This is a genomic window from Microbacterium sp. AC035 (assembly GCF_979258485.1).
The window spans coordinates 38403-53362 of the sequence record NZ_OZ409858.1; the positions used below are offsets into that span (position 1 = coordinate 38403).

11 protein-coding genes are annotated in these 14960 nt (G+C 68.1%); 10 read left to right on the forward strand and 1 reads right to left on the reverse strand.

Features of this window, described 5'->3' with window-relative positions; translation table 11 throughout:
* Positions 1 to 72 precede the first annotated feature (72 nt).
* Positions 73 to 1239 (forward strand): ADP-forming succinate--CoA ligase subunit beta, encoded by a 1167-nt coding sequence (sucC, locus tag ACZ0AA_RS00180; RefSeq protein WP_042539275.1) that lies wholly within the window; start codon positions 73 to 75, stop codon positions 1237 to 1239.
* 27 nt (positions 1240 to 1266) lie between these two features.
* A complete protein-coding gene (sucD, locus tag ACZ0AA_RS00185) occupies positions 1267 to 2169 on the forward strand; it encodes a succinate--CoA ligase subunit alpha (RefSeq protein ID WP_042539277.1) in 903 nt (300 codons plus the stop codon).
* 143 nt (positions 2170 to 2312) lie between these two features.
* Here the strand turns inward: sucD and ACZ0AA_RS00190 are convergent, their stop codons facing one another.
* A complete protein-coding gene (locus tag ACZ0AA_RS00190; RefSeq protein WP_463511806.1) occupies positions 2313 to 3770 on the reverse strand; it encodes an NCS2 family permease in 1458 nt (485 codons plus the stop codon).
* A 91-nt stretch (positions 3771 to 3861) separates the two neighbouring features.
* Here ACZ0AA_RS00190 and ACZ0AA_RS00195 point away from each other — a divergent pair, with 91 nt between their 5' ends.
* The 8 genes from ACZ0AA_RS00195 (at position 3862) to ACZ0AA_RS00230 (ending at position 14649) form a co-directional block, all read left to right on the forward strand.
* Positions 3862 to 5253 (forward strand): cell division protein PerM, encoded by a 1392-nt coding sequence (locus ACZ0AA_RS00195; protein WP_463511807.1) that lies wholly within the window; start codon positions 3862 to 3864, stop codon positions 5251 to 5253.
* 43 nt (positions 5254 to 5296) lie between these two features.
* Positions 5297 to 5884 carry a phosphoribosylglycinamide formyltransferase gene (gene purN, locus ACZ0AA_RS00200; RefSeq protein WP_400861779.1) on the forward strand — a complete coding sequence of 196 codons (588 nt, stop codon included), beginning with the start codon at positions 5297 to 5299 and terminating at the stop codon, positions 5882 to 5884.
* 41 nt (positions 5885 to 5925) lie between these two features.
* Positions 5926 to 7533: a bifunctional phosphoribosylaminoimidazolecarboxamide formyltransferase/IMP cyclohydrolase gene (gene purH / locus ACZ0AA_RS00205; protein WP_463511808.1), complete on the forward strand. Its 1608-nt coding sequence runs from the start codon at positions 5926 to 5928 to the stop codon at positions 7531 to 7533.
* 138 nt (positions 7534 to 7671) lie between these two features.
* Positions 7672 to 9171: a DNA-3-methyladenine glycosylase 2 family protein gene (locus ACZ0AA_RS00210; RefSeq protein WP_463511809.1), complete on the forward strand. Its 1500-nt coding sequence runs from the start codon at positions 7672 to 7674 to the stop codon at positions 9169 to 9171.
* On the forward strand, positions 9168 to 9665 hold the full coding sequence (locus tag ACZ0AA_RS00215) for a methylated-DNA--[protein]-cysteine S-methyltransferase (protein ID WP_400861743.1): 498 nt from the start codon (positions 9168 to 9170) through the stop codon (positions 9663 to 9665). Before ACZ0AA_RS00210 ends, ACZ0AA_RS00215 begins: the two co-directional genes overlap by 4 nt.
* 314 nt (positions 9666 to 9979) lie before the next feature.
* Positions 9980 to 11911, forward strand: coding sequence for an ABC transporter ATP-binding protein (locus ACZ0AA_RS00220; protein ID WP_463511810.1), 1932 nt, complete (start codon positions 9980 to 9982; stop codon positions 11909 to 11911).
* Entirely contained in the window at positions 11908 to 13722 is a 1815-nt protein-coding gene (locus tag ACZ0AA_RS00225; RefSeq protein WP_400861739.1) for an ABC transporter ATP-binding protein, read from the forward strand. Before ACZ0AA_RS00220 ends, ACZ0AA_RS00225 begins: the two co-directional genes overlap by 4 nt.
* A gap of 111 nt (positions 13723 to 13833) precedes the next feature.
* Positions 13834 to 14649 (forward strand): hypothetical protein, encoded by an 816-nt coding sequence (locus ACZ0AA_RS00230; protein WP_463511811.1) that lies wholly within the window; start codon positions 13834 to 13836, stop codon positions 14647 to 14649.
* Positions 14650 to 14960: the final 311 nt, after the last annotated feature.

Consider the following 14960-nt stretch of genomic DNA (forward strand, 5'->3'; position numbering starts at 1 on the left):
AGTAGGCTGGGGGATTGATCGATGTCTCGACATCGAGAGAATTCCAGGCCGCAGCCCAGTGAAGGAAGCACAGTGGATCTGTACGAGTACCAGGCACGAGACGTTTTCGAGAAGTACGGAGTGCCGGTCCTCGCCGGCATCGTCGCTGACACCCCTGAGGAGGTGAAGGCAGCCGCTGAGAAGATCGGCGGCGTCGTCGTCGTCAAGGCCCAGGTCAAGACCGGTGGTCGCGGCAAGGCCGGCGGCGTCAAGGTCGCGAAGACCCCCGAAGAGGCGTACGAGGCGGCCAAGGCCATCCTCGGACTCGACATCAAGGGCCACGTCGTCAAGCGCGTCATGGTCGCACAGGGTGCGCGCATCGCCGAGGAGTTCTACTTCTCCGTGCTGCTCGACCGGGCCAACCGCTCCTACCTGAGCCTCTGCTCGGTCGAGGGCGGCATGGAGATCGAGGAGCTCGCGGTCGAGCGCCCCGAGGCGCTCGCTCGCGTCGAGGTCAACCCGCTGACGGGCATCGACAAGGCGAAGGCCGTCGAGATCGCCCGCGCCGCCAACTTCCCCGAAGACCTCATCGAGAAGGTGTCCGACGTCTTCGTCAAGCTCTTCGACGTCTACAAGGGCGAGGACGCGACTCTCGTCGAGGTCAACCCGCTGGTCCGCACCGAAGAGGGCGACATCATCGCCCTCGACGGCAAGGTCACGCTCGACGACAACGCCTCCGAGATCCGTCACCCCGAGCACGAAGCGCTCGAAGACAAGGACGCAGCCGACCCGCTCGAGGCCAAGGCCAAGAAGAGCGGTCTGAACTACGTGAAGCTCGACGGCGAGGTCGGAATCATCGGCAACGGTGCAGGACTCGTCATGTCGACGCTCGACGTCGTCGCCTACGCCGGTGAGAACCACAACGGCGTCAAGCCCGCCAACTTCCTCGACATCGGCGGTGGCGCCTCGGCTGAGGTCATGGCAGCAGGCCTCGACGTCATCCTCGGCGACCCGCAGGTCAAGAGCGTGTTCGTGAACGTCTTCGGCGGCATCACGGCGTGCGACGCCGTAGCCAACGGCATCAAGGGCGCTCTCGAGACTCTCGGCAGCGCGGCCTCCAAGCCGCTCGTCGTGCGCCTTGACGGCAACCGCGTCGACGAGGGTCGCGCGATCCTCGCCGAGTACGCGCACCCGCTCGTCACGCTCGCCAGCACCATGGACGAAGGCGCCGACAAGGCCGCCGAACTCGCCAACGCCTGATCGCAGAGAGACACAAGGACTAGAGAAATGTCGATCTACCTCAACAAGGATTCCAAGGTCATCGTCCAGGGCATCACCGGCGGCGAGGGCACCAAGCACACGGCGCTCATGCTGAAGGCCGGCACCCAGGTCGTCGGTGGCGTGAACGCCCGCAAGGCCGGCACCACGGTCTCGCACACCGACAAAGACGGCAACGCCGTCGAGCTCCCCGTCTTCGCCTCCGTGGCCGAGGCCATGAAGGAGACCGGCGCCGACGTGTCGATCGCCTTCGTTCCCGGCGCCTTCACCAAGGACGCGATGATCGAGGCCATCGACGCCGAGATCCCGCTGCTCGTCGTGATCACCGAGGGCGTCCCCGTGGGCGACTCGGCCGAGGCCTGGGCCTACGCGCAGAGCAAGGGCAACACGACCCGCATCATCGGACCGAACTGCCCCGGCATCATCACCCCTGGTGAGGCGCTCGTCGGTATCACGCCCGCCAACATCACCGGCAAGGGTCCCATCGGCCTCGTGTCGAAGTCGGGCACCCTGACCTACCAGATGATGTTCGAGCTGCGCGACCTGGGCTTCTCGACCGCCATCGGCATCGGCGGCGACCCCGTCATCGGCACGACGCACATCGACGCGCTCGCCGCGTTCGAGGCCGACCCCGAGACCAAGGCGATCGTGATGATCGGCGAGATCGGCGGCGACGCCGAAGAGCGTGCGGCCGAGTACATCAAGGCGCACGTCACCAAGCCGGTCGTCGGCTATGTCGCGGGCTTCACGGCTCCCGAGGGCAAGACCATGGGCCATGCAGGTGCCATCGTCTCGGGGTCGGCGGGCACCGCTCAGGCGAAGAAGGAGGCCCTCGAGGCCGCCGGTGTCAAGGTCGGCAAGACGCCGTCCGAGACCGCCGCTCTGATGCGTGAGATCGTCGAGTCGCTCTAAGCGCTATAATCGAAGAGAAGGCCCTGGACTCCACTCCGGGGCCTTCTTTCATGCCCGGACACTTCTGGCACCCGGGGTCGCGGCCGGTGCAGCGAAAAGGGGCGGATGCCTCAGCATCCGCCCCTTCGTCGTTCCTTCGTCGCTCAGGCGACGCCGAACAGCGCCTCGATGGGACCGCGGGCGAAGAACACCACGAAGCCGATCGCGACGATCCACAGCAGCGGGCTGATCTTCCTGGCCTTGCCGGAGAACGCCTGCACGAGCACCCAGCTGACGAAGCCGGCGCCGATGCCGTTGGCGATCGAGTAGGTCAGCGGCATCACCGTGACCGTCAGGAACACCGGCAGCAGCACGCTGAACTCGGTCAGATCGATGTACTTGATCTGAGCCATCATCATCGCTCCGACGATCACGAGCGCCGCGGCGGCGATCTCGGTCGGGACGATCGACGTGAGCGGGGTGAGGAACATCGCCAGCAGGAACATCCCACCGGTGATCAGGTTCGCGAAACCGGTGCGCGCACCCTCGCCGATGCCGGCACCCGACTCGATGAACACGGTGCTCGACGACGACGAGGTGCCACCACCGACGATCGCTCCGACACCTTCGACGATCAGCGCGGACTTGATGCGGGGGAAGTCGCCGTTCTCGTTCGCGAGGTCGGCTTCCTTCGCGAGCCCGGTCATGGTGCCCATGGCGTCGAAGAAGTTCGAGAACACCAGGGTGAAGACGATCATCACGATCGCGACGAGGCTGACCTTGCTCAAGTCGAAGCCGAAGTCGACGGCGCCGATCAGACTCAGGTCGGGCAGACCGAAGGGCGATCCGGTGAGCGCGGGGACGGTGAGGCCCCAGCCGCCTGCGTTGCCGTCAGCGGCGGCACCGAGGTGCCAGATCGCCTCGACGATCACCGCGAGCACGGTGCCCGAGACGAGGCCGATGAGCAGGCCGCCCTTGACCTTGCGGGCGACCAGGATGCCGGTGATGATCAGCGTCGCGATGAACAGGACGGTCGGGACTGTCGCCACTGAGCCGCCGATTCCCAGACCGACCGGCGGGGATGCGCTGCCGGTGGCTGTCACGAAGCCCGAGTTGACGAACCCGATGAAGGCGATGAACAGGCCGATGCCGACCGTGATCGCGATCTTGAGCTGGAACGGGACGGCGTCGAAGATCATCTTCCGAAGGCCCGTGGCCGCGAGGAGCACGATCACGAGACCGTTGATCATCACGAGCGCCATGGCCTCGGGCCAGGTGACCTGGCCGACGACCGAGAACGCGACGAAGGCGTTGATGCCGAGGCCGGCTGCGAAGCCGAAGGGCAGTCGGGTGATCAGACCGAACAGGATCGTCATCACGCCGGCGGTCAGCGCGGTCGCGGCGCCGACGGCGCTGAAGTCGAGGGTGTTGCCTGCGACATCGGCGGAGCCGGACAGGATGATCGGGTTGAGGATCACGATGTAGGCCATCGTGACGAAGGTCACCAGACCCCCTCGGATCTCGGTGCCGATCGTGGATCCGCGTCTGCTGATCTCGAAGAAGCGGTCGAGGGCGTTCTTGGGTTCGGCCTCTGAGCGGGTGGGGGACGGGGCAGTTGTCATCGGGAAACCTCCGCAGGAGACGATATCGTGTCGCGCGAGTCGCGCGCGCCCCCAGGCGACGACAGGGTTCTCGTCGTAGTCTCGATTCGATATGCAACGCCTCCTCGTCGCGCTCCTCGCCGCCTTCGATGCCGCAATCGCCGCGGCGGTCGGTCTCGTGGTCCTGCTGGCGCCGCTCACGCTGCTCTGGACGCTCTCGTTCGGCGTCACAGCCGACTGGGGAGCCCTCTGGCCTCTCACCGGCTCGCTGTGGCAGTTCGGCCACGGCGTGCCGCTGAGCATCGAAGTGTCGACCGAGGTGCTGCGCACGACGGGCATCGCGCCCGACGCCGCCGCCTTCACGCTCTCGGTGACCCCGCTCGCTTTCCTGATCTTCACGCTGCTGTTCGCGGCTCGCTCCGGCGCCCGAGCCGCCCGTGCAGGTGCCTGGCTGCTCGGCACGCTGTCGGGTTCCCTCGCCTTCGCGGCGATCGCGACCGGAGTCGCTCTGACCTCGCATCTCGCGGCGGTCGAGACGTCCGTCGCCGAGGGCATCCTGCTGCCTGCAGCCGTCTACCTCGTCGGCGCGGTGTGCGGGGCGGTGCGCGTCGCCTGGGAAGACGGGGACAGCGGCATCCTCGACCGCGTGCACGACGTCGTCGACTCGTGGGGCGACTGGGGGCCGGTGCCGAGCGCAGCGGTCCGCGGAGCCGCGTTCGCTGTGGTGGGGGTCATCGCGGTCTCGGCGGTGGCGGTCGCTGTTCTCGTCGCGGCACGAGGCGGCGAGATGGTGGCGCTGTTCCAGGCTGCTCGGGTCGATGCGCTCGGCGCCGGCGTCATCACACTCGGGCATCTCGCGTATCTCCCCACGATCATCGTCTGGGCGGCCTCCTGGCTCGCCGGCCCGGGGTTCGCGGTGGGAGTCGGCACTGCGGTGTCTCCCGCAGGCACCCAGCTCGGAGTCGTTCCCGGCATCCCCGTGCTCGGTCTGCTTCCCGAGAGCACCTCGATCTGGATGCTCATCGTCATCATCCTTCCGATCGGCGCCGGGGCCTTTGCCGGATGGGCTGTCCGCTCACGTCTCGTCTGGGAGGGCACTCCTCTCGCCATGGCTCCTCGTGCGGCGATCGCGGTGGGGATCGGCGCCCTGACCGCCGCGATCGCCGCGATCGCGGCCCTGCTCGCGGGAGGATCGATGGGTCCGGGCCGGCTCGCTGAAGCAGGACCGGCCGCACTGCCCTTCGCCCTCGCTCTGGGTGGCGAGGTCCTGCTCGGCGCGGCGATCCTGCTCCTGTCGCCGCGGAACCGGGATGAGCTCGCAGAAGAGCGCACCGACCGGTGGGTCGCCGAGATGACGGCATCCGACGCGATTGCGAGCGAGTCCGGCGATGCGACGGTCGGCTGGCCGGGAGCATCCCCAGCCCACGACTACGACACTGCGCCGCTCGATGGAGCGGGGGGCTTCCGGCTGCCGAAGCGCGACCCGGGGGATCCCGTCGGCTGACATGCGGGTCGGGCCCTGACGCCGGCCCCGGTAGACTGGGCGCGTGCTCACGGTCGCCGTTCTCATCTCGGGCACCGGCTCGAACCTTCGCGCCCTCCTCGAGGCCGCTCGTCACCCCGATTTTCCTGCGCGGGTGGTGGTCGTCGGTGCCGATCGCGAAGCCGACGGACTCGCCCATGCCGAGGAGTTCGGCATCCCGAGCTTCACGGTTCCGTGGCATGAGCACGAGTCCCGCGACGCGTGGGGCGAGGAGCTCGGACGGCAGCTCGCCGTCTGGAACGCCGACCTCGTCGTGCTCAGCGGCCTCATGCGACTGCTGCCCGCATCACTGGTCGCGAGCCTCGCACCGCGCCTGATCAACACGCATCCCGCCTACCTGCCGGAGTTCCCCGGCGCGCACGGCGTGCGCGATGCGCTCGCCGCAGGCGTCTCCGAGACGGGCGCCAGCGTGATCGTCGTCGACGACGGCGTCGACACCGGCCCGATCCTCGCGCAGGAGCGGGTTCCGGTCCTCGGCGGCGACACCGAGCACACTCTGCACGAGCGCATCAAGCCCGTCGAACGACGACTTCTCATCGACGTGGTGCGCCGCATCGCGACCGGCGAGCTCTCGCTGACCTCCGCATCCTGAACCGATCCCACGCACGCACCCCTCGCACGAAGGAGCCCATCATGGCCGGACCCCGCCACGACCACTCGCTGTACCGCGATCGCGACACCGTCCCGGTGCGCCGCGCACTCGTCTCGGTCAGCGACAAGACCGATCTGCTCGTGCTCGCCAAGTCCCTGTCGGAGGCGGGCGTGCAGATCGTGTCGACGGGCTCGACAGCCTCCACCATCCGCGAGGCCGGGTTCGAGGTGACCGACGTCGCCGCAGTCACGGGCGTCGCCGAGATGCTCGACGGCCGCGTGAAGACGCTGCACCCGAAGATCCACGGCGGTCTGCTCGCCGACCTCCGGCTCGAGGACCACGAGCGCCAGCTCGCCGACCTCGACATCGCGCCGTTCGAGCTCGTCGTCGTGAACCTCTACCCCTTCGTCGAGACGGTCGCCTCCGGTGCCGAGGGCGATGATGTCGTCGAGCAGATCGACATCGGCGGGCCCGCCATGGTGCGCGCTGCGGCCAAGAACCACGCGAACGTCGCGATCGTCGTGTCGCCGCAGTCGTACGGCGGCATCATCAGCGCCATCGAGAACGGCGGCACCACGCTGACGCAGCGCCGCGAGCTCGCGGCTCGCGCCTTCGCCCACACGGCCGCCTATGACACCGCCGTGGCCTCGTGGTTCGCGGAGGGCACGCTCGGTGAGGGGGAGGACCTGCCGACCCACCTGACGATCCAGGCCGAGCTTCTCAACACGCTGCGCTATGGCGAGAACTCGCACCAGCGCGGCGCGATCTACACCCGTGTCGGCGGCCATGGCATCGCTCAGGCGACGCAGCTGCAGGGCAAGGAGATGTCGTACAACAACTACGTCGATGCGGATGCCGCACTGCGCGCCGCGTACGACATGGTGAAGCCCGCCGTCGCGATCATCAAGCACGCGAATCCGTGCGGCATCGCGACCACGGCTCCCAATGCCCTCGACCCCATCGCGAGCGCCCACATCCGTGCGCATGAGTGCGACCCCGTGTCGGCGTACGGCGGCGTGATCGCCGCGAACGGCACGGTGACGCTCAAGATGGCGGAGAACCTCAAGGACATCTTCACCGAGGTCATCGTCGCTCCGTCGTTCGAACCCGCCGCGCTCGAGGTCTTCAAGGCCAAGAAGAACCTGCGTCTGCTGCAGCTGCCGGAGGACTGGCAGCAGGAGCGCATGGACGTGCGCCTCGTCTCCGGCGGCCTGCTGCTGCAGGACGCAGACCGGTTCCCCGATGACATCGTGTCGGTCGCCAAGAACTGGGAGCTCGTCTCGGGCGAGCGTCCGAGCGACGAGGAGATGGAGAACCTCATCTTCGCGTGGAAGGCCTGCCGCGCTGTGAAGTCGAACGCGATCGTGCTCGCGAAGGACAACGCCACGGTCGGCGTCGGCATGGGTCAGGTCAACCGCGTCGACTCGTGCCGGCTCGCCGTCGAGCGCGCCGGTGACCGCGCCGCCGGCTCCGTCGCGGCTTCGGATGCGTTCTTCCCCTTCGCAGACGGCGCGCAGGTGCTCATCGACGCGGGGGTCACGGCGATCGTGCAGCCCGGCGGATCAGTGCGCGACGAAGAAGTCGTGGATGCCGCTCGCAAGGCCGGCGTCACGATGTTCTTCACCAGAGAGCGTCACTTCTTCCACTGAGTATGGCGGCCCGGGCCGCAGCACCCTCGAGCCGTCGTCGGCGCGAGGGGTTTTGCGCTATTTGGGGACGGGAGCGGGGGCCACCGCGATGTCCGATTTCCGCCAGCCGGTGTCGGGTGCCAGTGGCAGAGTAGAGCCATGAGCTTCCCCGTGACCGACTTCGACGAGCGATATCGTGCGATCAGCGCACGTGACACGCGTTTCGACGGTCAGTTCGTGACCGCTGTGCGCTCCACCGGCATCTACTGCCGGCCGAGCTGCCCCGCCCGCACACCCAAGCCGCAGAACGTCACCTTCTATCCGACCAGCGCTGCGGCCCACGAAGCGGGCTTCCGCGCCTGCAAGCGCTGCCTCCCCGAGGCGGCCCCCGGCTCGCCCGCGTGGGATCTGCGCAGCGACGTCGCCGCCCGCGCGATGCGCCTGATCTCTTCGGGCGTGGTCGAGCGCGAGGGAGTGTCCGGCCTCGCCGTGCGCCTCGGATACTCGACACGGCACCTCACTCGACTGCTCTCGACCGAACTCGGAGCCGGTCCGCTCGCCCTCGCCCGCGCACACCGGGCTCACACGGCGCGGATGCTGCTCGTCGGCACGGATATGCAGATCTCCGATGTCGCGTTCTCCGCGGGCTTCGCGAGCATCCGGCAGTGCAACGACACGATCCGCGAGGTATTCGGCCTGACGCCGGGTGAGCTCAGGGCTCGACGGAAGACGCCTGCGTCGACGGCGCCTGGAGCGATCGACCTCGTCCTTCCGTATCGCGGACCCCTCGATGCGTCCGGCATATTCCATTGGATGGCGGCCCGTGCGGTGTCGGGAGTCGAGGAGGCCACCGCGACGTCGTTCTCCCGCCATCTGCGTATGGCGGGAGGGGCGGCGTGGTTCGAGGTGAGTCAGGACGCGGCGGAGCGGCTGCACCTGCGCGCGCGCGTCGCCCAGCTGGGCGACCTCGCTCCGCTGGTGTCCACCGTGCGACGGATCTTCGATCTCGACGCCGACCCGCTCGCCATCGATCAGGCGCTGAGCGCGCACCCGGAGCTCGCTCCGCTCGTCGCACGCACCCCCGGCATCCGCGTGCCCGGCTCGGCGGATCCGCACGAGATGCTGATCCGCGCGATGATCGGCCAGCAGATCACGGTCGTCGCCGCTCGCACCGCGCTCACCGCCCTGACCGAGGCGCTGGGAGAGCGCACAGAGCAAGGGCTTCTGTTCCCCACGATGTCGGCGATCGCCGAGCGAGGAGCCGAGGTGCTCCGGGGGCCGGGGGCTCGCATCAGGGCGATCGTCGGTGCTGCCACGGCGCTCGCCGACGGAACCCTGAGGCTCACGGTGGGAGATGACGGGGTCGAGCAGCGCGCGGCGCTGCTCGCGATGCCGGGCATCGGGCCCTGGACGGCCGACTACGTGCGGATGCGCGTGCTGGGCGACCCCGATGTGATTCTGCCGGGCGACGTCGCACTGCGTGCAGGAGCTGCCGCTGCCGGACTCCCGGGCGATCCGCTGCCTCTCGTCGCATGGGCGGAGCGGGCTGCTCCGTGGCGCAGCTATCTCAGCGCACATCTCTGGCGAGCAGCACCGGCGCGGCCCGTTCGACGCACGCGTGCGTCCCAGACCACCACTCTTGTGAAGGAGACCTCATGAACGCCATCATCCAGACCATCGAGACCCCGGACGGGCCGTTCACCATCCTCGCCGACGAGCATCAGCGAGTGCTCTCTTCGGGGTGGACGGCCGATCAGGCGACGATCGTCGCCCGCCTCTCGCCCCGCGACCGACCGACGGAGGTGCGCGAACGCGACACAGATGCGGCGGCCGCGGCCCTTTCGTTCTATGCAGGAGACCTCTCTGCGATCGATGCGGTCGCGGTCAAGCAGACGGGCACGATGCTGCAGCTCGCCGGATGGTCGGCGCTGCGTGAGATCGAGCCGGGGGAGCCGTTGACCTACACCTCGTTCGCAGCGCGCCTCGGCAACCCGCGTGCGGTGCGGGCAGCGGCCTCGATCTGCGCCCGCAACGCTCCGGCGCTGTTCGTGCCATGCCACCGTGTGCTGCGATCCGACGGCACGCTCGGCGGGTTCGCCTGGGGCCTCGACGTCAAGGCGAACCTGTTGGAACGCGAGGCCGCACGAGGCTGAGGGGGAACTGACGCGACGCCGCCCGAGGAAGACGGCGTCGAGCAATCGGGAATCTCTCTTGCGCTCAGCTTGTTCACAGGAATAGGCTGGTGGGCTGTCGCACCGACCGGACGACATCGCCGAGCCTGAGGAGGACATCATGACATCGATCGCCATCGTGCAGATCGCCGCTCTCGGCTCGACCCCGGTGCGCCCGCTCCGCTAGAGCCCCTTTCCGACACGCACGACCTCACCGGATGCCGGACTCCGAGAGTCCGCTGCTGCGTCCGCCCCCTTCAGCAACCGCTTCCCCATACGAAACTCGTCTGAGAGACATGTCTTCCTCGCCTTCATCGCAGAACGCCTCCTCCTCTTCCTCTCTCTCCACGCCGGCCGCGCTGTGGCGTCTGAAGCCCTTCGTGAAGCCCGTCATCTGGCGGCTCGCGGGTGGTGCGGCCAGCGCGCTCGTGGCCGCGATCATCGCCCTGATGATTCCGATCGTGCTCGAGCAGATCATGCGCGGACCGGTGCAGACCGGCGCGATCGATGCCATCGCCTGGGGCGCGCTCGCAGTCTTCGGCCTCGCCCTGGGTGAGGCGCTGATGGTCTGGCTGCGTCGCCAGTTCGTGCTCAATCCCGCGACGCAGGTCGAATACAAGATGCGCACCGAGCTCTACTCTCGGCTCCAGACGCTGCCGGTCTCGTTCCACGACCGCTGGCAGTCGGGGCAGCTGCTGAGCCGGATGATGCAGGACATCGGCCTGATCCGCCGATGGCTGGCATTCGGCCTCGTGCTGCTCGTGGTGAACGTGCTGACGATCATCATCGGCTCGGTCCTGCTGTTCCGCTGGCACTGGCTGCTCGGCGTCATCTTCATCGTCACCGCCATCCCGCTGTGGATCCGCGGCTACCTCTTCGAGAAGCGCTATGGCGCGCTCACCCGCCGCAGCCAGGACCAGGCCGGCGATCTCGCGACGAGCGTCGAGGAGAGCGTGCACGGCATCCGCGTGCTCAAGGCCTTCGGTCGGGGCAAGCACGCCCTGGGGCGCTTCAGCCGTCAGGCCGAGACGCTGCGCGAGACCGAGATGAGCAAGGCGGGCGCGATCGCGTCGATCTGGTTCTGGCTCGACCTCATGCCCCAGATCGCCTTCGGTCTCAGCCTGATGTCGGGCATCTGGCTGATCTCGCAGGGCGAGATCGACCAGGCGCAGCTGTTCGCGTTCTTCGCCATGGCCGTGGTGCTCCGCTGGCCTATCGAGTCGATCGGCTTCCTGTTCTCGTTCATGCTCGACGCGCGCACCGCGACCGATCGCGTGTTCGACATCTACTCTGAGACGAACTCCATCACCGACCCCGAGAATCCGGTTCACATCGCGGAACCCCGCGGCGAGCTGGCCTTCGAGGCGGCGCACTTCCGGTACCAGGATGCGGGAGCGCACGAGCGCGACCTGCTCGACGGGATCGACCTCGTGCTGCGACCGGGCGAGACCATGGCGCTCGTCGGACTGACCGGCAGCGGCAAGACCACGCTGACCACGCTGCCGACGCGTCTCTACGACGTCACCGGCGGGCGGGTCACGCTCGACGGCGTCGACGTGCGGGAGCTCCCGCTCGCCGAGCTGCGCCAGCACATCGCGATGGCCTTCGAAGACGCCACGCTGTTCTCGGCGACGGTTCGTGAGAACGTGCTGCTGGGCCGTGCCGACCTCGACGTGCACAGCGAGGAGGCCGAGCGTGTGCTGCGCGAGGCGCTCGACGTCGCGCAGGCGGCCTTCGTGGACTCGCTGCCCGAGGGCGTCGAGACCGTCATCGGCGAGGAGGGGCTGAGCCTCTCCGGCGGGCAGCGTCAGCGTCTGGCGCTCGCCAGGGCAGTCGCAGCCAACCCGAAGGTGCTCGTGCTCGACGACCCGCTGTCTGCGCTCGACGTCGACACCGAGGCTCTCGTCGAAGAGGCGCTGCGGCACGTGCTGGCCGACACCACGGCCCTGATCGTGGCGCACCGGCCGTCGACCGTGGCACTCGCAGACCGCGTGGCCCTACTCGAAGCCGGCCGGGTCACCGCAGTCGGAACGCACAGTGAACTGCTGAAGACGAGTCGTCACTACCGGCATGTCATCTCGAGCCTCGAGGCCGAGGAGGCTGCGCGCACGGGCGCGATCCCGATCATCCGGGATGAGCAGGACGAGATCGACGCCGCAGTTCAGGCCGGGATCCGCGAGGATGCCGCCGACCAAGACATCATCACCGAGAAGGAGGTGCAGCGATGAGCTCCGCGATCACCGGAACGCAAGACGAAGACCGCTCCAGCTACACCAAGGAGGAGAGCCGGGCCATCCGCCGTCGGTCGCTCCGACTGCTGGGCTCCCTCGTGCGTCCCCTCAAGGCGCAGATCGCGCTCGCGGCGATCGTGCTCGTGATCTCGACGGCGCTCCAGGTCGCCGGCCCGATCCTCATCAGCATCGGGCTCGACCGGGCGCTCCCCGCAGTGCTCGAGCGCGCGGACTGGATGCCGACCTTCATGATCGGCGGGGTCTACCTCCTTGCCGGTGCTGTCGCGGCGGCGATGATCGCCTGGTACGTCATCATCGCGGCCAAGCTCACCCAGGCGGTGCTGCTCGATCTCCGCAAGCGCATCTTCCTGCACACGCAACGCCTGAGCCTGGAGTTCCACGAGTCGTACACGTCCGGTCGCATCATCTCGCGCCAGACGAGCGACCTCGATTCCATCAAGGAGCTTCTCGACGGCGGCCTCAACGAGCTCGTCTCGGGTGTGCTGTTCGGTCTGTTCACCTTCATCGCCCTGTGCGTGTGGGACTGGCAGTCCGGCCTCATCCTCGCGATCGGCGGTGTGCCGCTGTTCTTCCTGATGCGCTGGTTCTACTCGCGCTCGCAGCTCGTCTACCGCGAGTCGCGCGTGATCAGCGCGAAGGTGATCGTGCAGTTCGTCGAGACGATGACGGGCATCCGTGCGGTGAAGGCGTTCCGCAAGGAGCCTCGCAACGACGTGACCTTCCAGAAGATCGCCGGTGAGTATCGAGACGTCAACCGCCGTTCGATGCTGCTGTTCGGCACGTTCGAACCCGGTCTGATGGGCGTCGCGGCTCTGGTGCTCGGCATCGTCGTGCTCTGGGGCGGCATCCGAGTGTCGGAGGGCGCGCTCACCGTGGGCGTCCTGCTGTCGGCTGTGCTGTACGTGCGCAACTTCTTCGCTCCGATGCAGGAGATCGCGATGTTCCTGAACTCCTACCAGTCCGCCACGGCGGCGCTGGAGAAGGTGTCCGGCGTGCTCGAGGAGGTGCCGACGGTTCCGGATCCCGAGAAGCCGGTGGATCTCTGGGAGTCCCGTGGACACATCGAGTTCGATGAGGTGACGTTCGGCTACAACGGTGAGAAGACGATCCTGCCGAACTTCTCGCTCGACATCCCGGCGGGGCAGACCATCGCTCTGGTCGGCACGACCGGAGCGGGCAAGTCCACGCTCGCGAAGCTGATCTCCCGGTTCTACGACCCGTCGATCGGAAAGGTCACTCTCGACGGGGTCGACCTGCGCAATCTGCATCCGAAGGATCTCCGTCGAGCCATCGTCATGGTGACTCAGGAGGCCTACCTGTTCAGCGGCACGGTCGCCGACAACATCGCCCTCGGGAAGCCGGATGCCTCGCTCGACGAGATCCGTGCGGCTGCGCGCGCGGTCGGGGCGGACGAGTTCATCTCGTCGCTGCCCGACGGGTACCGCACCGACGTCAACAAGCGCGGAGGTCGCGTGTCGGCAGGTCAGCGCCAGCTGATCTCGTTCGCCCGCGCGTTCCTCGCCGACCCGGCAGTGCTGATCCTCGACGAGGCCACCGCATCGCTCGACATCCCTTCGGAGCGTCTGATTCAGGATGCGCTGCAGACGCTGCTCAAGGACCGCACGGCGATCATCATCGCGCACCGTCTCTCGACGGTCGCGATCGCGGACCGGGTGCTGGTGATGGAGCACGGACAGATCATCGAGGACGACACCCCCGAGACGCTCATCAGCGGAACGGGGAAGTTCGCGCAGCTGCATGCCGCCTGGCAGCAGACCCTGGTGTGAACCAGCGGGACTCCTGAACACCGAGGCCACGACCGTTCGCCGGGCGTGGCCTCGGTCGTTCACTGTCGAGACGGCGGAGCGGGGAGCCGCAGGCCTGGGTAGCATCGAAGTATGGATCCGTTGCTGCTCGCCGTCGAGTTGTGGTGGGTCGCGCCCATCGCGGCCGGAGGGGTCGCCGCCGGCGCGGTCGGGTTCCGTCGTCGAAGCACGAAGAGCGGCCGACGCCTCGAGTACGACGCGGCTCGACACGACCTCAAGTCCGCCCAGCAGACAGCGGTCGAACGACGGATGGCCGTCAAGCTCGCCCGGGCCGACGTCGCCCGCATCTCGGCGGAACGCAGCGCGCGTCGGGCCACACCCGAGCAGGTCGCCGGCGCCAAGCGGATGCTGCGCGCCAAGGAGAACGACGCCAAAGCCGCGTCCGCAGACGTCCGCGCGAAGCAGGTGCGCCTCAGTGCCGCGCGTGCGGCGATTCCCGCAGCCTCCGCACCGCGTCCCTTGGAGCGCCTCCAGGCCCAGCACGAGGCGATCGTGGTGCGCTGGATGAGCTACGAGACCGATGCAGGCCTGCAGATCGCGTATCCGGCCATGACCGACGTCAGACAGCCAGCCACAGCGGCGTATCTCCGGGCGGCAGCCCACGCGGTCGAGATGCGTCGCGCCGCCACCGGGCGGGTCAGCGCTGCGGACTTCGCCGCATACCGCGATGCGGTCGCCGACCTCGAGAGGGCCTTCGAAGCGGCCGAGCACGCCGCGAGGCTGCAGGCGGGCGAGACCCCGTCGGCGTCATCGAACTGGCAGAACGCCGCGCAGGACGTCTTCAGCCGATCGGCAGAGGCCATCGATCGTGCCGCAGGCGCCGCCGCGTCGGCCATCGCCGCGTGGAACGAGCGCAAGCGGCCTGACAAGCCGAACAACCGCGACTGAACGCCCGGGTCGGCTGAGTTCGACGCCTCTGCGTTGATTCGCTGGCGCTTTCTGTACCGGTACAGTAGCCTCGGTCTGTACCGATACAGAAGGAGTCGACGATGGAACACCAGATGATCGCGGCACTCGTCCTTGCGGATCGATCGGCCGAAGACCGGGCCGCCGCCCGTCACCCTCACGATCAGCAACGGATCGATGCGCTCCGCAGGAGGGATCGAGCGTTCGCAGCACAAGCGAGAGCGGATCGGCGCAGGCGCCTGCGAGCGGCTCTGGCTCGCGGAATCCGGCGCGTGGCGGAGGCAGTCGAGCCG